Genomic DNA, 16,218 nt, shown 5'->3' on the forward strand with positions numbered 1-16,218 from the left:
GCCCCGGCGTCCCTAGTTGAGGACCTGGCTCTTGACGCGGTCGTTCATCGACTTGATCCCTTCGGCGACCGACTTCTCGCCGACCATGATCAGCTGGTGCTCCTCGTTGAGGATCGTGTCCACGTCGGAGGTCTTGTCGCTGACCGGCATCTCCAGCAGGACCTTGTCCGGCTCGAAGGCCTTCTTCGACAGCTCGTCGGCCGGCATGCCCTTGAGCTTGAAGTACGCCTCGGTGATCGCCGGGTCCTGCAGCGCCGGGACCACGCCCACCTGGGCGATCGCCGAGGCGCCCTCCTTGCCCGCGGCGAACTGGACGAACTTCTTGGCCAGGTCGGCGTTCTCGCTCCGCTTGTTCACCGCGAACGCCGTCGGCGAGCCGAACGTGACGACCTCGCCGGAGCCCTGCCGTTGCGGCATCGGGGCCAGCGCCCAGTCGACCTGGCTCTCACCCTTCTCCTTGGCTTCGAGGATGCCGGAGATGTACCAGGTGCCCATGGGCATCATGGCCGTCGCGCCGGTCTCGAACATGGTCCGGTAGTCGGCCTGCTGCGCCGTCGCGGTGCCGAAGTCCAGCGCGTTGCCGCCCTTCTGCAGGCCCAGCGCCATGTTGTACTGGTCGGTGAAGAAGGCGTAGTCGCCGCCGAGCTGGTCGCCGCCCGTCTGGGCCGCCGAGACCGCCTGGACCACCGACCGCCAGGTGTGGTGGTAGGTGCCGTAGACCTTCTGGCCGCCGTCGCCCTGGGTGAGCCGCTGGGCGTGCCTGGCGTAGTCGTCCCAGGTCATGGCGCCGTCGAGGGTGATGTTCGCCTTGTCGAACAGGGTCTTGTTGTAGTAGAGCAGCCAGAAGTCCTGACGGTACGGGACCGCGAAGTAGGTGTTGTTCACGTTGAACGCGTCCAGGCCCGCGAGCTTGGCGCTGTCGGTCGACTTGACCAGGTCCGTGACGTCGAGGAGCTGCCCGCGGCTGGAGTAGCGCGAGTAGTCCGTCACGTTCTTCATGGTGATCACGTCGGTCTTGTCGCCACCGGCCAGCATCGTGGTGACCTTCTCGGGATAGTCGTCCGCGAGGATGTCCACGGGCTTCACCTCGACGCCGGGGTTCGCCTTCTCGAAGGCGTCGAAGAGGGCGGTGAACTCCGGGGTCTTGGCGAGGTTCCACACCGTCACCGTGAGGGTGGCGCCTCCGCCCTCACCGGCGGGCTCACCGGAGCCGCCGCCACCGCAGGCGGCGACCGCGAGGGCGAGCGCGGCGGCCACCCCGGCGGTCCTCACCCAGGGGCGGCGCACTCTGACCTTGACGGGCGGATTCGAAGCGAACATCGATCCGGTCTCCTTCCATGAAGCGGGCTCAGGCGCTCACGGCGATCTCGTCCGCGGTCACCGGCGCGCGGGGCGGCAGGCCGGACACGTAGCGTTCGAGCTCGTCGAGGGCGCTGTCACTCATCCGCCGGGTCTCCGATCCCAGAGACCCGGCGATGTGGGGGGTGATCATGACGTTGGGCAGGTCGTACAGCGGCGAGTCAGCGGGCAGCGGCTCCGGATCGGTGACGTCGAGGATCGCGTCGAGCCGCCCCGGCACGCACTCCCTTTCCAGGGCGGCGGTGTCGAGGACGGACCCGCGCGCGGTGTTGATGACGGTCGCACCGTCCCTGAGCAGGGCGAGCTCCGCCGCCCCGATGAGGTGACGGGTGGCTGGCAGCGCCGGCACGTGCAGGGTGAGCACGTCGCAGCGCGCCAGCAGATCGGGCAGCCCGACCAGCCTGCCGCCCGCCGCGCGCACCCCGGCCGGGTCGGCGTACGGGTCCGCCACCAGGATGTCGACCTCCAGGGCGCGCAGCCGTTCGATGACCCGGCGGCCCACCCGTGAGAAGCCGACGACGCCGATGGTGCGTCCGCGGTTGGACAGCTCGCCGCGCCCCGCCGCGTAGGACCAGTCGTCGCGATGTTTGCGCGCGTCCTGGGCCAGGAACGGGGCCTTCTTGCCGGCGAAGATGATCGCGGCGAGAGTGTACTCGGCGACCGGTATCGCGTTCTCGTCGGCGGCGTTGGTCACGAGGATCCCGCGCCGCCAGACCTCGTCGGTGACGAAGGGGCGCACCGTGCCCGCGCAGTGGAAGACGGCCCGGAGCTCCGGGGCGCCGTCCAGCAGGTCCTTCGTCAGCGGCGGGCAGCCCCACGAGGTCACGAGCACCTCGACCTCACGCAGCCGGCGACGGACGAGCGGGTCGTCGAGGTTCATGGCCGAGATAGGATCGGCGAGTTCGACGAGATCGTGCAACCGGCGTAACTGCGGCTCCTGAAACTGCACCTGGATGTGTGCGGGATCCATGACCAGCAGGGCCTGTGGCCGTCGACGGTCTCTCACGCGGGTCCTTTCGGCGCAGCAAGCGCTTGCCAGTGCCGCTGATCATGTCCATTCATGTCAATCACGTCAAGACCTCGTAACAGGGCTATGCGATCGTTATTGATCGGGATGGTCAGCCGTAACGGCGTATTTCGGTCCGATTGCTGATCGAAGTGAGCGCTTTTGATCAGAGCGTGCTTGACGTGTTCGCTCGGTGCTGCCAGCATCCTGAACCCACGCAGGAGATCGCTGACTGGAGGCCCGATGCGCTGGCTGCGGGAGCTGGACGACCGGACACTGTCGCCCCACACCGGCTGGACCCGCGATCACTGGGCGGCGCTGGCCGACCATCTCCTGCTGACGGCACGGCGGCACGCCTCCCCCTCCCACGCGCGGATCTCCTTCCCCGGCGAGCCGGGCGGCTACGGGCCGGACGTGGACGCGCTGGAGGGCTTCGCCCGCACCTTCCTGGCCGCCGGGTTCCGGGTGGCGGGGGAGTCCGGCCGCGACCCGCACGGCCATCTCGAGTGGTACGCGCGCGGCCTGGCCGCCGGCACCGACCCGCGCTCCCCCGAGCGGTGGGTGCGGCTGGACGAGCACGACCAGGCCAAGGTCGAGGCCGCCTCCATCGCCCTGGTGCTCCACCTGACCCGGCCGTGGCTGTGGGACCGGCTCGACGACGGCGTGCGCGAGCGGGTGATCGACTATCTCGCCCCGGCGATCGGGGCCGCCTACCCGCCGATCAACTGGGTCTGGTTCCAGCTCGTGGTCGAGCAGTTCCTCGCCTCCGTCGGCGGGCCCTACTCGCGCGCCGACCTCGAGGCCGGGCTCGCCCTCACCGACGGGTTCGTCCGAGAGGAGGGCTGGTACGCCGACGGCGACCGGCGCGCCTACGACCACTACGTCGGCTGGGCGCTGCACTTCTACCCGCTGCTGTGGACCGAGATGGCCGCCGGCGACCCGGCCGCCGACGCCCGCCGCCCCGCCTACCTGTCCAGGCTGGAGCGCTTCCTGCACGACGCCGTGCACCTCGTCGGGGCCGGCGGGTCCCCGCTGATCCAGGGACGCAGCCTCACCTACCGGTTCGCCGCCGCCGCCCCGTTCTGGGCCGGCGCGCGGGCCGGCCTCACCACCCCCGCGCCCGGCCTGTTGCGCCGCGCCGCCTCCGGGATCGCCCGCCACTTCGCCGAGCGCGGCGCCCCCGGCGACGACGGCCTGCTCACGCTCGGCTGGCACGCCCCCTGGCGGCCGATCGCCCAGTCCTACTCCGGCACCGGCTCGCCGTACTGGGCGGCCAAGGGCCTGTACGGTCTCGCGCTGCCCGCCGACCACCCGGTGTGGACCGCCGTCGAGGAGCCGCTGCCGGTGGAGGAGGGCGACTTCCAGCGCGTGATCCGGTCACCGGGCTGGCTGGTCTCCGGCACCCGCGCCGACGGCCTCGTCCGGGTCGTCAACCACGGCACCGACCACGCGCTGCCCGGCGACCACCGCACCGACTCCCCGCTCTACGCCCGCCTCGGCTACTCCACCGCCACCTCACCCGTCCTGGCCGGGCCGCACGCCGCCGACCCCCTGGACCAGTCGGTGACCCTGCTGGACCCGTCCGGCCGGCCCAGCCACCGCACCGGCTTCGACACCCTCCTGGCCGACCGCCTCCCCACCGGCACCGTCGTCGGCGCCTCGCGCTGGCAGGCCCACTGGGTGGACCCCGACCCCGGCGCGCCCGACCACGGCTACGGCCGCGCCGGCGCCGTCACCACGGGCCCCGGGCTCACGGTCATGTCCGCCCTGCGCGGCCCCTGGGAGGTCCGCCTGGTCCGGGTGTCCGCCCCGTGCCCGTACCCGCTGCGCGTCGGCGGCTGGCCCGCCCCCGCCCCGCTGCCCTCCCGGGTCGTCCCCGGCCCCGGCCTCGACCTGGCGGACGTGACCTCCGCCCCGGACGCCACCCCGCTGTCGTCCGAGACGCTCATCCCCTGGTGCGGCACCAGGGCGGCCGCCGAGCCTGACCGCTGGTACTCCGCCCTCCTCCACCTGGGCGCGGCCACCCCGCCGCCCGACCTCGCCCTGGGCTCCACGACCGCCCGCGTCACCTGGCCCGACGGCGTCGTCGACACCCTCCGTCTTCCCTGAGGGCCGCCTTCCCTGAGGGCCGTCTTCCCTGAGGGCCGTCTTCCCTGAGGGTCGTCAGGCCGAGGACGAGCGGACGATCAACCGGGGCTCGACGACCACGCGGTGCGCCGGGCGATGCGGGTCCTGGTCCGCCAGACGGGCCGACAGCAGCGCGAACGCCGCCCGCCCGATCGCCGCCTTCGGCGGCCGGACCGCCGACAGGGGCGGGTCGCACAACTCGGCGACCTCGTCGTCGTACGTGACGACGCCCAGGTCGCCCGGCACCCGGATGCCGCGCTCCTGGCAGCGCTCGACCAGGCTGATCGCCTCCGGGTCGGAGTGCACCAGCAGCGCGCTGGTGCCCGTCGCCAGGCAGGCGTCGAGGATGTCGTCCAGGGCCGCCGCCCAGCCGGGGTCACGCCGGTCCACGGTGGTCACGTCCGGGACGCCGTCGAGGTCCAGTCCGAGCTCCTGGCACGCCTGCCGCCACCCGTGCCGCACGTGCGGCGTCGTCGGGCTCCGCACGGTGGTGATGACGCCGACCCGGCGGTGCCCCAGCGCGGCCAGGTGCCGCACCGCCATGGCGGCCCCGAGCACATGGTCGCTGACGACGGACTCCATGGCCTCCCGGTAGGGCCCGACGGTGGCGGCGCGTTCGACGAGCACCACCGGGACGGGCGACTGCCCCAGCCACCGCACCAGCTCCTCGCCGTCGTCGCCGGTGGTGGTGGGCGCGACCAGCAGCCCGTCCACGCCCACGAACTCCACCAGCCACGACAGCTGCCGCCGCTCGTCGGCCGCCTGGTAGGAGGCGCCGCGCAGCACGAGCCTGGCCCCGGCCGCGGCGGCGGCCTCGCGCACGCCGCGGATCACGTCGGGCCAGTAGTAGTCGAGCGAGGGCACGACCATCCCGACCGTGAGCCGGCGCGTGTCGCCGCCGTTCTCCTCGGGGGCGGGCTGCGGCGGCGCCGGCCTGTCGGGCTCGCCGACCAGCGCGCCGCCGTGCAGCACGGCCCCGCCGCGCACCCTCCGGATCACCCCCTGCGAGGCCAGCAGCGCGATGTCACGGCGGATGGTGATGGCCGAGACGTCCAGTTCCTCGGCCAGGTCGGTGACGCGCACGACGCCGCGCTGCCGCAGCAGCTCGACCACCTGGGCGCGGCGCTCGTCGGGCAGCGGCGCCGGCGACTCGGGCCCGGTCATCCGCGCACCCCCACCCGCACCAGCACGGACCCGGCGGCGGTGCCGGGCACCGCCAGCTCCAGCCGGGTCAGCCGCTCGCCCCACACCGCGGCGAGCATCGGATCGTCCAGCTCGCGCACCGTCAGCGAACCCGCCGCCAGCCCGGGGTCCCAGGTCAGCACGGCGGCCCGCCCGCCTCCGGGCGGCCGCACCTCCACCTCGCCGGGACGGTCCCGCCGCACCTCGCCGGCCAGCAGGTAGCGCAGCACGCTGGGCTCGCCCGCGCCGGTGAAGCGCCAGGCGTCCTCGATCGTCACCTCGCCGGACGACCGGTCGAGCCGGGCCGTCCGCCACCACCGTTCCAGGCCGTCCACGGGGTAGGCGGGCGCGAGGTCGAGCCGTACCAGGAAGCCGTCCGGCCCGTCGGCCGCCTCGACGTCGCGGGCGTGGAAGGACGCGCCGGCCCGCTGCGGCGTGCCGCGGACCTCGGGCACGTTGTGCCAGTCGCCGCGCATCGTCCAGATCGCGTACCGGTCGGGCCCGAAGGTCCCGGCCGTGTACGTGGGCCGCCCCGCGTCGACCACGGCCGGCACCCCGTCCACGGCCACCACGACCGAGCCGACGTCGTTGTGGTTGTGGTTCTCCCCGTTGTGCCCGCCCTTCACCACGAGCGCCGGTCCGCGGGCGGTGCCCGCCGCTGCGCGGGCGACCCCCACCTGGACGCCGGGCAGCCACGCGGAGGCGACCAGCGGCGGGTCGGCGGCCTCGGCCGCCGGCCAGTCCGGGTCGGCCAGCTCGCCCATGGCCCGCCCCAGCTCGGCGTCGGGAGAGACGGCGGCGGAGCGCCGCGAGGCCGCGTGACGGACCCCGAGCGGATCGCCGGCCCGCCGCGCCCACCGGTGCGCCACGTGCCAGGGCCGCTCACCGGGCGGCCGCGCGCGGCTGTCGGCGACGTTCACGTACCACTCGCCGCCCAGATGCATCAGGTACGGGAAGCGCGCGGTCGCGCGGGCCACCGGCACGGCGGAGGCGTCCAGCGCCCCGGCGGTGGCGTGCTCCAGCACGTCGAGCGCCTCCAGCGCGCGGCAGGCGCCCTGCCACCAGTATTCGTAGCCCTCGTCCACCGACCCGTCGGCGGGCAGCGCCCCGAGGTAGCGGTCGACGCCCTCGACGGCCAGCGCGACCTGCAGCGCCCGCTCCTCGCCCGGCTCCGCCAGGCGCAGCGCGGCGACGAGCACGTTGCCGCAGATCCACGGGCACCAGTTGTGCACGTGGCCGTCGAGCCCGAGCCAGTGCCAGTCGCGCCGCCGGGTGAACGGCTCCAGCACCCGCGTCCGCACCTCGGCGCGCACCCGCTCCCGCAGCCCGGGGAAGCGCCGGTCGAGCGGCTCGCCGAGCGCCTGGTCGGCCCAGGCGAGCTGGGCGGCCACGTCTCCGGCGCCGAGGTCGAGGCAGGGGGCGGCCGGGTCGGGCAGCACGGCGCCGCGCGGCCGGCAGGACTCCTCGTGGGCGGGCCAGCACCACGAGGTCTGCTCGCACAGCAGCGCGATGCCGTCGGCGGCCTCGGCCAGCCACCCGTCGTCGCCGGTGGACGCCGCCATGAGCACGGCCCGGGTGAGCCGCTGCTGGCGGCCGAACACGGCGTCCTCGTAGGCGGTGCGGTCGCCGTCCTGGAAGTAGCGCGCGTACTGGGAGGCGAGCGGCTGCGGCCAGGGCGTGCCGCGCTCGGCCTCGGCCCGCTCGCGCATCAGCGTCAGCGCCCTGCGGGCCGGTTCGCCGCGCAGGTCGGGCGCGGCCAGCGCGCGGCCGGGGTCCAGCAGGACGCCGGCCAGCGCGTCCGGGGAGGCGGCCGGGCCCCAGAGGCCGAGCAGGGGGCCGGGCCGCCCGCTCGCCGTGGCCTTGACGGCGGAGCCGGTGGCCGTAGTCGTCATGTTCCTCCTCCGAGCCCCCACAGCGTATCGATCGAACCTGATCGAAGATGATTCCTCGCGAACCTCCATGGTGCAAGTGATCGAACTTCGCCCGTCCGGCGACCTGCCGTTCCGGGCGCCGACCGGCGGGGGAGCCGCCGTGCCGGCCTGCCAGGAGTGAAGGCCGGGTCCATGGGCAAAGGGAGGCACCCTTTGCGAAGACGGGAGATTCGGATGGCGACGAGCGCCGGACGGCGTGCGGAACGGGTGGCCAGGGAGACGCTCGGGCTGGAGGAGCTGCGGCCCGGCCAGCTCGAGGCCATGACGGCGCTCGCGGAAGGCCGGGACACGCTGGTGGTCATGCCGACGGGAGGCGGCAAGTCGGCCGTCTACCAGGTGCCCGCGCTGCTGCTGGACGGGCCGACGCTGGTGGTGTCGCCGCTGATCGCCCTCCAGCGCGACCAGGTCGCCGGGCTGCGCCGGCGCGACGAGCGGGCGGTCAGGCTGGACGCCGCCACCTCGAAGAAGGAGCGGGACTCCTCCTTCCAGTCGCTGCGCGCGGGCGAGACGGAGTTCCTGTTCTGCGCGCCCGAGCAGCTCACCAAGCCCGACGTGGTGCGCGAGCTGGCCGCCGCGAAGCCGTCCCTGCTGGTGGTGGACGAGGCGCACTGCGTGTCCGCCTGGGGCCACGACTTCCGGCCCGACTACCTGCGGCTCGGCGCGGTCGCCGAGGCCCTCGGCCGGCCGGTCGTCGCCGCGCTGACCGCGACGGCCGCGCCCCCGGTACGGACCGAGATCATCGAACGGCTGCGCATGCGCGACCCGGTGGAGATCGTGTGCGGGTTCGACCGGCCCAACATCCACCTGCGGGTACGGAGGACGTCCGGCGACGGCGAGGACGTGGTCGAAGCCGTCGAGGAGCTGGCCAAGCCCGGTCTCGTCTACACCGCCACCCGCAAGCAGACCGGTGAGCTGGCCGGCCGCCTGCGCGAACGCGGGGTGCGGGCGGCCGCCTACCACGCCGGGATGCGGCGGGCCGACCGCGACGCCGTCCAGGAGTCGTTCATGACCGGCGAGCTCGACGTGGTGGTGGCCACCAACGCGTTCGGGATGGGCATCGACAAGCCGGACGTGCGGTTCGTCGTGCACGCCCAGGTGCCCGGCTCGCTCGACGCGTACTACCAGGAGATCGGCAGGGCGGGCCGGGACGGCGAGCCCGCCGCGGCCGTGCTGTTCTACCGGCCGGAGGACCTGGGGATGCGGCGGTTCTTCACCGGCGGGCTGCCGGACGAGGACGCGCTGGCCGTGATCGCCCGCGCCATCCGCGAGGCGGGCGGGCGCACCGACCGCAAGCACCTGCGCGAGCTGCTCGGGCTCAGCGTCCGCGGCGTCACGTCGCTGCTCAACCTGCTGGAGAAGGCGGGCGCGGTCCGGCTCGGCACCCGCTCGGTCAGCGCCACCGAGGACGCGCCCCCGCCCGAGGAGGCGGCGCGGGCCGCCCGGGAGGTCGCCGAGCGGCACCGGGAGGTGGAGCGCACCCGGCTGGAGATGACGCGCCGCTACGCCGAGATCCGCGACTGCCGGCGCGTCTTCCTGCTCGGCTACTTCGGCGAACGGCTGCCCGGCCCGTGCGGCGCCTGCGACACCTGCACGGCCGGCACCGTCTCGGAGCCGGAGCCGGTGAGCGGCGGCCCGTTCCCCGTGCACGCCCGCGTCGAACACGTCGAGTGGGGGCCCGGCGAGGTCATCCGCCGCGACGAGGACCGGCTGACCGTGCTGTTCCACGAGAACGGCTACCGCGAGCTGCTCCTGGAGGCCGTCGTGCGGGAAGGGCTGCTGCGCGAGGCCGGGTGACCCGGGCACCCCTCCCGGTCGTGCACCATGGAAGCGTGACCGTCGCAGCAGACACCGCGCTCGACCGGCTGGCCGGCCTGATCGAGGCCGGCGGGGTGCTGGTGCTCAGCGGGGCGGGGCTGTCCACCGAGTCGGGCATCCCCGACTACCGCGGCCCGACCGGCCGGTCCCGCAACGCCGAGCCGATGACCTACCAGCGGTTCGTCGGCAGCGAGCAGGCCCGCCGGCGCTACTGGGCGCGCAGCCATGTCGGCTGGCGGCAGATCGGCGAGGCCCGCCCCAACACCGGGCACCTGGCGGTGGCCGCGCTGGAGACGCGCGGCCTCCTGGCCGGCATCGTCACCCAGAACGTCGACGGCCTCCACCAGGCGGCCGGGGCGCGGCAGGTGATCGAGCTGCACGGCGGCCTCGACCGGGTGGTCTGCCTGACCTGCCGCGAACGCACCCCACGGGCCGACCTCGACCTGCGGCTGCGCGCGGCCAACCCCGGCTGGGCGGCCGAGGCCGGACAGATCAACCCCGACGGCGACGCGGTGCTCACCGACGCGCAGGTCGAGGGGTTCCGGCTGGTCGGCTGCCGCTCGTGCGACGGGGTGCTCAAGCCCGACGTGGTCTTCTTCGGCGAGAACGTGCCGCGCCCGCGGGTCGAGCAGTGCTTCGCTCTCGTCGGGTCGGCGCGGGCGCTGCTCGTGCTGGGCTCGTCGCTGGCCATCCGCTCCGGCCTGCGCTTCGTGGACCGGGCGGCCGCGCTCGGCCTGCCCATCGCGATCATCAACCAGGGGGCCACGGGCGGCGACCACCACGCCACCCTCACCGTCGACGCCCCGCTCGGCGCCACCCTCACCGCCCTCACCGCCACCTCCCCGCAGGACCGCTGACGCGGGACCGGTGTGCGAGGGCGGCACAATAGGTGCATGCCCGCCACCTGTCATTGCGGCCTGCCCGCCGCCTACGCCGACTGCTGCGGCCGGCTGCACCGCGGCGAGAGCGCCGCCACGACGGCCGAGCAGCTCATGCGTTCGCGCTACTCCGCGTTCGGCGTCGGCGACGCCGCCTATCTGATGCGTACCTGGCACCCGTCGACCCGCCCGCCCGGCCTGGATCTCGAAAGGAAGACCCGCTGGGTGCGGCTGGAGATCCTGGAGACCAGCGGCGGCAGCGTCGTCCACACCGAGGGCACAGTCCGCTTCCGCGCCCACTACGTGCACCGCGGCAAGCCGGGCACGCTGGAGGAGCACAGCCGGTTCGTCCGCCACGAGGGCCGCTGGCTCTACGTCGGCGCGCTCTAGAGGCAGCCGGGTCAGGGCTCGAAGCACCGCAGGAGCCGCTGCGGGACGCGAGCGTCACGGACCTGAAGCCGCTCTGGACTTCTCCTTTTTCAGGAGTAGTGTCTCCTCGAAAAGGAGTTCGACTGCGAGGAGGAGCCATGGCGCGGGTGGTGTCACGGGACGGCACGTCGATCGTCTATGAACGGGTCGGCGACGGTCCGGTCGTCGTCCTGGTGGGGGGAGGGCTGGACGACGGGACGGAGAACGGGCCCCTGGCCCAGGAGCTGGCCGAGGACTTCACCGCCGTCAACTACGCTCGCCGTGGCCGTGCCGGGAGCGGCGACGTGCAGCCGTACGCGCTGGAACGCGAGATCGAGGATCTCGCGGCGCTGATCGACGCGGTCGGCGGGCCGGCGCACCTGTTCGGCGCCTCCTCCGGCGGCGCGCTCGCCCTGGAGGCGGCGGCGGCCGGGCTGCCGATCGGCAAGCTGGCGGTGTTCGAGGTGCCTTACGCGGTCGGCGGCCCCGCTGTCGAGGCCTGGCAGGCCTACGTCACGCAGCTGCGCGCGGCACTGGCCGACGGGCGACGCGACGAGGCGGTGAAGCTGTTCATGCGGCTGGCGGGCGTCTCCGAGCAGGACATCGCCGGAGCGGAGAGCTCGCCGATGTGGTCCCCGCTGCTGGAGCTCGCTCACACGTTGGCCTACGACGCCGCGTGCCTGGGTGACGGGCCGCCGCCCGCCGCCCGGCTCGCGACGATCACCCAGCCGACGCTGGCGCTCACGGGATCGGGCGTCGACCCGCACATGGCAGGGCTGCAGAGCGACTTCTTCAGCGGGGCCGCCGACGCGATCGCCGCGTGCGTCGCCCGCGCCGAGCGCCGCGTCGTCGAGGTGCGCGAGCACACCGTCAACGCCAAGGCCCTCGCTCCCGTGCTCACCGACTTCTTCCGGTCCTAGCGGACGGCCCGCGTCCGCCCCATCGAGTATCCGGGTTGATCAGTCGCCGGGGACCCCTCGGGAGGCTCTGGAGGTCTTCGGCGGCCGGTCCCGCCGGGTGAGCGCCGGCACCAGTCCTTGCGGCAGGAACAGCACGACCACGATCAGCACCAGCGCGTACACCGCGTACGACAGCACGCTCGGCGCGTAGCTCGGCATCCCCGGCAGCGCGGCGAGCCGGTCGAGCCCCTGGACGAGCAGGGTGATCGCGCCGGCTCCCGCCACCGCGCCCCACACCGTGCCGAGCCCGCCCACCACGGCCATGACGATGTACTGGATGGAGATCAGCACCGGGAACGACCCCGGCGCGACGTACCCGGTGTAGAAGCAGTAGATGCCGCCCGCCAGCCCCGCGAACGCCGCCGACAGCGCGAACACGACCAGCTTGTAGCGGCCCACCGGGATGCCCGAGGAGGCGGCGGCCGTCTCGCTCGTGGCCAGGGCGCGCAGCGCCCGGCCGGGGCGTGAGGTGATGACGTGGTGCGTGACCAGCATGACCAGCGCCAGCGCTCCCCAGGTGAGCCAGGCGTACGCGGCCGCGCCGTCCATCTCCCAGGACCCGACGCCGAACTGCGGGATGGCCTGCAGCCCGATGTCGCCGCCGGTGAACTCCAGCTGCCCGGCCAGCGACAGCAGGATGAGCTGGACCGCCAGTGTCGCGAACGCCAGGTGGTGGCCGCGCAGCCGCAGCAGCGGCATCCCGATCACCGCCGCGAACAGGGCGGCCACCAGCGGCGCGGCCACGAGCCCGAGCAGCGGGGGGAATCCGTTCAGCGTGAGCAGCGCCGCCGTGTACGCGCCGACGCCGTAGAAGGCGCCCTGCCCGAGCGAGACCTGCCCGGCGAACCCCATCAGCAGCGACACCCCGACGGTCACGATCGCGGCCAGCCCCAGCAGGACGTAGACGGCCAGCGCGCTGTCGTCGAGCACCAGCGGCAGCGCCAGCGCGACGGCCACGGCCGCGGCCCCGGCGGCGATCCGTGCGGCCGTGCTCCCGGCGATGACCCGTGCGGCCGCGGTTTCGGCGGCGACCTTCTTCACACCGCCTCCTCGTGGATGGCCGACCGGCGGCTCGCCTGCACGATCATCACCACCAGCATCAGCCCGAGCGCCACCTCCAGCTGGTGCGAGCCGTACCCGTACCCGGCGGCCATGGTCTCGGCCACTCCCAGCAGCAGCGCCCCGCCGAGCGCGACGACCGGGCGGGTGAGCGCGCCGAACACGGCGGCGGCGAAGGCGTTCACGATCAGGGTCACGTCCGTGTCGAAGGAGATCGGCCGCAGCGGCGTGATCAGCACCCCGGCGAGCCCGCCGAGCAGCCCGCCGAGCGCGAACGCCAGCAGGCCCATCCGCCGGGGGTCGATGCCGACCACGCGGGCCGCGTACGGGTTGGACGCGCACGCGGTCAGCGCCTTGCCCAGGTAGGTGCGCCCGAAGAAGAGCGCGAGCAGGGCGAACGTGGCGGCGGTGACGGCGATGACCAGCAGGTGCTGGGTCTGGATGCGGGCGCCGGCGATCGTCACCGACCCGGCCAGGCCGGGGGCCGAGCGCGGCTGGTCGCCCCACAGCACGATCTCGACCGCGTACGCGAGCACCCCGACGCCGAGCGTGACGATCAGCGACGACAGCGGCGTGGTGCCGGGCCGGCCGATCGCGGCCAGCCCGGTCAGCAGCCCGGCCAGGCCGGCCAGCAGGACCGCCGCCGCCTCGCTCACCCCGTGCGGCATCCCGAGTCCGAGCAGCGAGGACGTGCACAGCCCCGCGACGACGGCGAACGTGCCCTGGGCGAAGTTGACCACCCCGGTCACCCGGTGGATGGCGACCAGCCCGCTGGCGATGAGCGCGATCGCGCAGCCCACGGCCAGCCCGTTGAGCAGATACGTCAGGAAGGCGCTCATGTGATCGCCCCGCCCAGGTAGGCGCTGGCCACGCGCGGGTCGCCGGCCAGCTCCGCGCACGGGCCCTCGGCCTGCACCTGACCGGATTCGAGCACGTACGCGCGCGAGCACAGCTCGAACGCCAGCCGGGCGTTCTGCTCGATCAGCAGCACCGCCACCCCCTGCTCCCGGTTGAGCCGGGTCAGGTGGGCGGCCAGGTCGGCGGTGATGTTCGGGGCCAGGCCGAGCGACAGCTCGTCCACCACGAGCACCTGCGGCCGGGACATCAACGCCCGGCCGACCGCCACCATCTGCTGCTCGCCGCCGGACAGCACGCCGGCCCGCCGCCCGGCCAGGTCGGCCAGGCGGGGCAGCAGCTCGTAGACCGGTGCGGGGTCGCGCTGCCCGGAACGCCAGCCGCCCAGCGCCAGGTTGTCGGCGACCGACATGTCAGGGAAAAGCTGGCGGCCCTCCGGGACCAGGGCCAGCCTGCCTCCGATCCGGACCGTGCCCGACGCCGGGGCGAGCAGCCCGGCCAGGGTGTTGGCCAGCGTCGACTTGCCGGCCCCGTTCGGCCCGAGCAGCGCCACCATCTCGCCCTTGTCCACCGCGAGCGTGACGCGGTCGAGCGCGGTGGCCGTGCCGTACTCGACGACCAGGTCCGCGACGTCGATCATGACGCCGGCCCGAGGTAGGCGGCGAGCACCAGCGGGTCCTCCCGGATCTCGGCCGGCGGGCCCTCGGCGATGACCTGCCCCAGGTCGAGGACCACGACGCGGTCGGCGAGCCGGGTCACGAAGCCCACGTCGTGCTCGATCAGCAGGATCGTCAGCCCGTCCGCGCGCAGCTCCTCCACCAGCGCGGCGAGCCGCTCCCGCTCGTGCCCGCGCAGCCCGGAGGCCGGTTCGTCGAGCAGCAGCAGCCGGGGCCGCGCGCACAGCGCGCGGGCCAGTTGCAGCGCCCGCTGCTGGCCGATCGGCAGCCGGTCGGCGGGACGGCCGGACCACTCGGTCAGCCCCACCCGCGCCAGCGCGGCATCGGCCTCGCGGCCGATCTCCCGCTCCTCGCGGCGGTGCCGGGGCAGCCGCAGCGCCGCCGACACGAACCCCGACCGGGTACGGCCGTGCATGCCGACCATGACGTTCTCCCGGACCGTCATGCCGCGGAACACCCGCGCACCCTGGAAGACGATCGACATGCCGAGCCGGGCCCGCCGGTGCGGGGCCAGCCGCTCCACCCGCCGCCCCAGGAAGGCGATCTCCCCGTGGTCGGCGGCCAGGTGGCCGGTGACCAGGTTGAACAGCGTGGACTTGCCCGCCCCGTTCGGTCCGATGACGGCGCACACCTCGCCCTCGGCGACGTCGAGCGAGACGTCGCGCACCGCGTAGACGCCGCCGAAGGAGCGCGACACCCCGGTGACCGCCAGCACCCGCTCACCCCAGCCCGGCGACGGTCTTGGCCAGCTGCTCCTGTGCCCACTCGGTCGGCACGAACGCGCCGTCCTTGACCGTGTTGACCGAGATGTACTCGGGTGAGAGCCCGGAGTGGTCGGTGGGGGAGTAGCGGAAGCGGCCGTTCGGGGTGATCAGGTCCATCGTCTCCAGCGCCTGCTGGACCTTCTCCTTGTCGGTGCTGCCCGCCTTCCTGATCGCCTCGAACAGCAGCAGGCTCGCGCTGTAGCCGTCCTGGGCGAACTGCGGCGGCGGGTAGCCGTGCTTCTCCTGGTAGGGCTTGGCCATCTGCTCGATGACCTGCTTCTGCTTGCCGTCAGGCAGGTGCTCGCCCACCACGCCGATCGCGCTCTGCACCGTCATGCCCTCGGCGGCCTCGCCCATCGGCTCCAGCCACAGCTTGCTGGCCTGCGACGCGGTCAGGAACAGCGGCGTCTTCAGCCCGGAGGCCGCGTACTGCTTGGCGGCGGTCACGCCCGGCGCGCCCGAGCCCCAGAACACCAGCGCCTCCGCCTCGGAGTCGCGCACGTGCTGGAACAGCGGGCTGAAGTCGGAGGTGCCGGTCTCGTACGCCTCGTCCACCGCGATCGTGACCCCGTACTTCGGCGCCAGCTCCACCATCGACTCGTGCCCGGAGACCGAGTAGGCGCTCTTGGAGTCCCAGGCCACCGCGATCGTCTTGATGCCCTGCGCCTGGATGTACTGCAGGTAGCGCTCGGCGTACATGCTGGACAGAGCGGGCGTGACGAAGATGTACGACTTGATCGGCTCGACCTGCTCCACGGCGGGGGCCAGCGACAGGTAGGGCATCTTCTCGCGCTGCGCGAGCGGCTCGATGGCCAGCGCCGAGTTGGAGAACACCGGGCCGATCAGCGCGTCGATCTGGCCCTTGATCTGGTTGTAGGCCACGATGCCCTGGTCGGGGGCGGTCTTGTCGTCGCGTACGACCAGCTCCACCTGGCGTCCGAGCAGTCCGCCCTGGGCGTTGACCTGCTCGACGGCCAGCTCGACCGCCTTCTTGTCCTCGCTGCCCAGCGGCGTGTAGTTGCCGGTGAGCGAGACGATGAGGCCGATCCGGATCGGGTCCTGCCCGCCGTCGCCGCCGTCTGTGCCGCCGCCACCGCCGCCGCCGCACGCGGCCAGGGCCACCGCGAGACTTGCCAGGAACGGGAGCAGCTTGCGCATCGGGGCCTCCTGGGGAAGTGGCCCCGAATGTAGGCAGGTA

Annotated in this window: 14 protein-coding genes; 5 read left to right on the forward strand and 9 right to left on the reverse strand. The window is 73.8% G+C overall.

Annotation, left to right across the window (positions count from 1 at the left end; all coding sequences use genetic code 11):
- Positions 1 to 12: 12 nt before the first annotated feature.
- Positions 13 to 1,320, reverse strand: a complete 1,308-nt coding sequence (locus OUY22_RS08720; RefSeq protein WP_270154310.1) for an ABC transporter substrate-binding protein — start codon at positions 1,318 to 1,320, stop codon at positions 13 to 15.
- A 28-nt stretch (positions 1,321 to 1,348) separates the two neighbouring features.
- Positions 1,349 to 2,329, reverse strand: coding sequence for a hydroxyacid dehydrogenase (locus OUY22_RS08725; RefSeq protein WP_270154312.1), 981 nt, complete (start codon positions 2,327 to 2,329; stop codon positions 1,349 to 1,351).
- Positions 2,330 to 2,608: 279 nt separating this feature from the next.
- Between OUY22_RS08725 and OUY22_RS08730 the strand changes: the two genes are divergently transcribed.
- Positions 2,609 to 4,474: a DUF2264 domain-containing protein gene (locus tag OUY22_RS08730; RefSeq protein WP_270154313.1), complete on the forward strand. Its 1,866-nt coding sequence runs from the start codon at positions 2,609 to 2,611 to the stop codon at positions 4,472 to 4,474.
- Positions 4,475 to 4,528: 54 nt separating this feature from the next.
- Here the strand turns inward: OUY22_RS08730 and OUY22_RS08735 are convergent, their stop codons facing one another.
- Entirely contained in the window at positions 4,529 to 5,656 is a 1,128-nt protein-coding gene (locus OUY22_RS08735; RefSeq protein ID WP_270154314.1) for a substrate-binding domain-containing protein, read from the reverse strand.
- Positions 5,653 to 7,566, reverse strand: coding sequence for a heparinase II/III family protein (locus tag OUY22_RS08740; protein ID WP_270154315.1), 1,914 nt, complete (start codon positions 7,564 to 7,566; stop codon positions 5,653 to 5,655). The genes OUY22_RS08735 and OUY22_RS08740 overlap by 4 nt, the downstream gene beginning before the upstream one ends.
- A 213-nt stretch (positions 7,567 to 7,779) precedes the next feature.
- On the opposite strand from OUY22_RS08740, the gene OUY22_RS08745 reads away from it, so the two are divergent.
- The 4 genes from OUY22_RS08745 to OUY22_RS08760 all read left to right on the forward strand — a co-directional run bounded on the left by OUY22_RS08745 (position 7,780) and on the right by OUY22_RS08760 (position 11,626).
- On the forward strand, positions 7,780 to 9,399 hold the full coding sequence (locus tag OUY22_RS08745; protein WP_270154316.1) for a RecQ family ATP-dependent DNA helicase: 1,620 nt from the start codon (positions 7,780 to 7,782) through the stop codon (positions 9,397 to 9,399).
- A 35-nt stretch (positions 9,400 to 9,434) separates the two neighbouring features.
- Positions 9,435 to 10,277 carry an NAD-dependent protein deacetylase gene (locus tag OUY22_RS08750; RefSeq protein ID WP_270154317.1) on the forward strand — a complete coding sequence of 281 codons (843 nt, stop codon included), beginning with the start codon at positions 9,435 to 9,437 and terminating at the stop codon, positions 10,275 to 10,277.
- Between the two features lie 36 nt (positions 10,278 to 10,313).
- Positions 10,314 to 10,688, forward strand: a complete 375-nt coding sequence (locus OUY22_RS08755; RefSeq protein WP_270154318.1) for a YchJ family protein — start codon at positions 10,314 to 10,316, stop codon at positions 10,686 to 10,688.
- Positions 10,689 to 10,825: 137 nt separating this feature from the next.
- Positions 10,826 to 11,626, forward strand: a complete 801-nt coding sequence (locus tag OUY22_RS08760) for an alpha/beta fold hydrolase (RefSeq protein WP_270154319.1) — start codon at positions 10,826 to 10,828, stop codon at positions 11,624 to 11,626.
- A 39-nt stretch (positions 11,627 to 11,665) separates the two neighbouring features.
- On the opposite strand, the gene OUY22_RS08765 is transcribed toward OUY22_RS08760, so the two are convergent.
- The 5 genes from OUY22_RS08765 to OUY22_RS08785 are packed head-to-tail and all read right to left on the reverse strand — an operon-like array spanning position 11,666 to position 16,178.
- Positions 11,666 to 12,706 (reverse strand): branched-chain amino acid ABC transporter permease, encoded by a 1,041-nt coding sequence (locus tag OUY22_RS08765; protein WP_270154320.1) that lies wholly within the window; start codon positions 12,704 to 12,706, stop codon positions 11,666 to 11,668.
- Positions 12,703 to 13,563 carry a branched-chain amino acid ABC transporter permease gene (locus tag OUY22_RS08770; RefSeq protein ID WP_270154321.1) on the reverse strand — a complete coding sequence of 287 codons (861 nt, stop codon included), beginning with the start codon at positions 13,561 to 13,563 and terminating at the stop codon, positions 12,703 to 12,705. The genes OUY22_RS08765 and OUY22_RS08770 overlap by 4 nt, the downstream gene beginning before the upstream one ends.
- Positions 13,560 to 14,219 carry an ABC transporter ATP-binding protein gene (locus OUY22_RS08775; protein ID WP_270154322.1) on the reverse strand — a complete coding sequence of 220 codons (660 nt, stop codon included), beginning with the start codon at positions 14,217 to 14,219 and terminating at the stop codon, positions 13,560 to 13,562. The genes OUY22_RS08770 and OUY22_RS08775 overlap by 4 nt, the downstream gene beginning before the upstream one ends.
- Positions 14,216 to 14,971: an ABC transporter ATP-binding protein gene (locus OUY22_RS08780; protein ID WP_270154323.1), complete on the reverse strand. Its 756-nt coding sequence runs from the start codon at positions 14,969 to 14,971 to the stop codon at positions 14,216 to 14,218. Before OUY22_RS08780 ends, OUY22_RS08775 begins: the two co-directional genes overlap by 4 nt.
- A 4-nt stretch (positions 14,972 to 14,975) precedes the next feature.
- A complete protein-coding gene (locus OUY22_RS08785) occupies positions 14,976 to 16,178 on the reverse strand; it encodes an ABC transporter substrate-binding protein (RefSeq protein ID WP_270154324.1) in 1,203 nt (400 codons plus the stop codon).
- Between the last annotated feature and the right edge of the window lie 40 nt (positions 16,179 to 16,218).

Source organism: Nonomuraea corallina, from assembly GCF_027620315.1.
Classification (GTDB): domain Bacteria; phylum Actinomycetota; class Actinomycetes; order Streptosporangiales; family Streptosporangiaceae; genus Nonomuraea; species Nonomuraea corallina.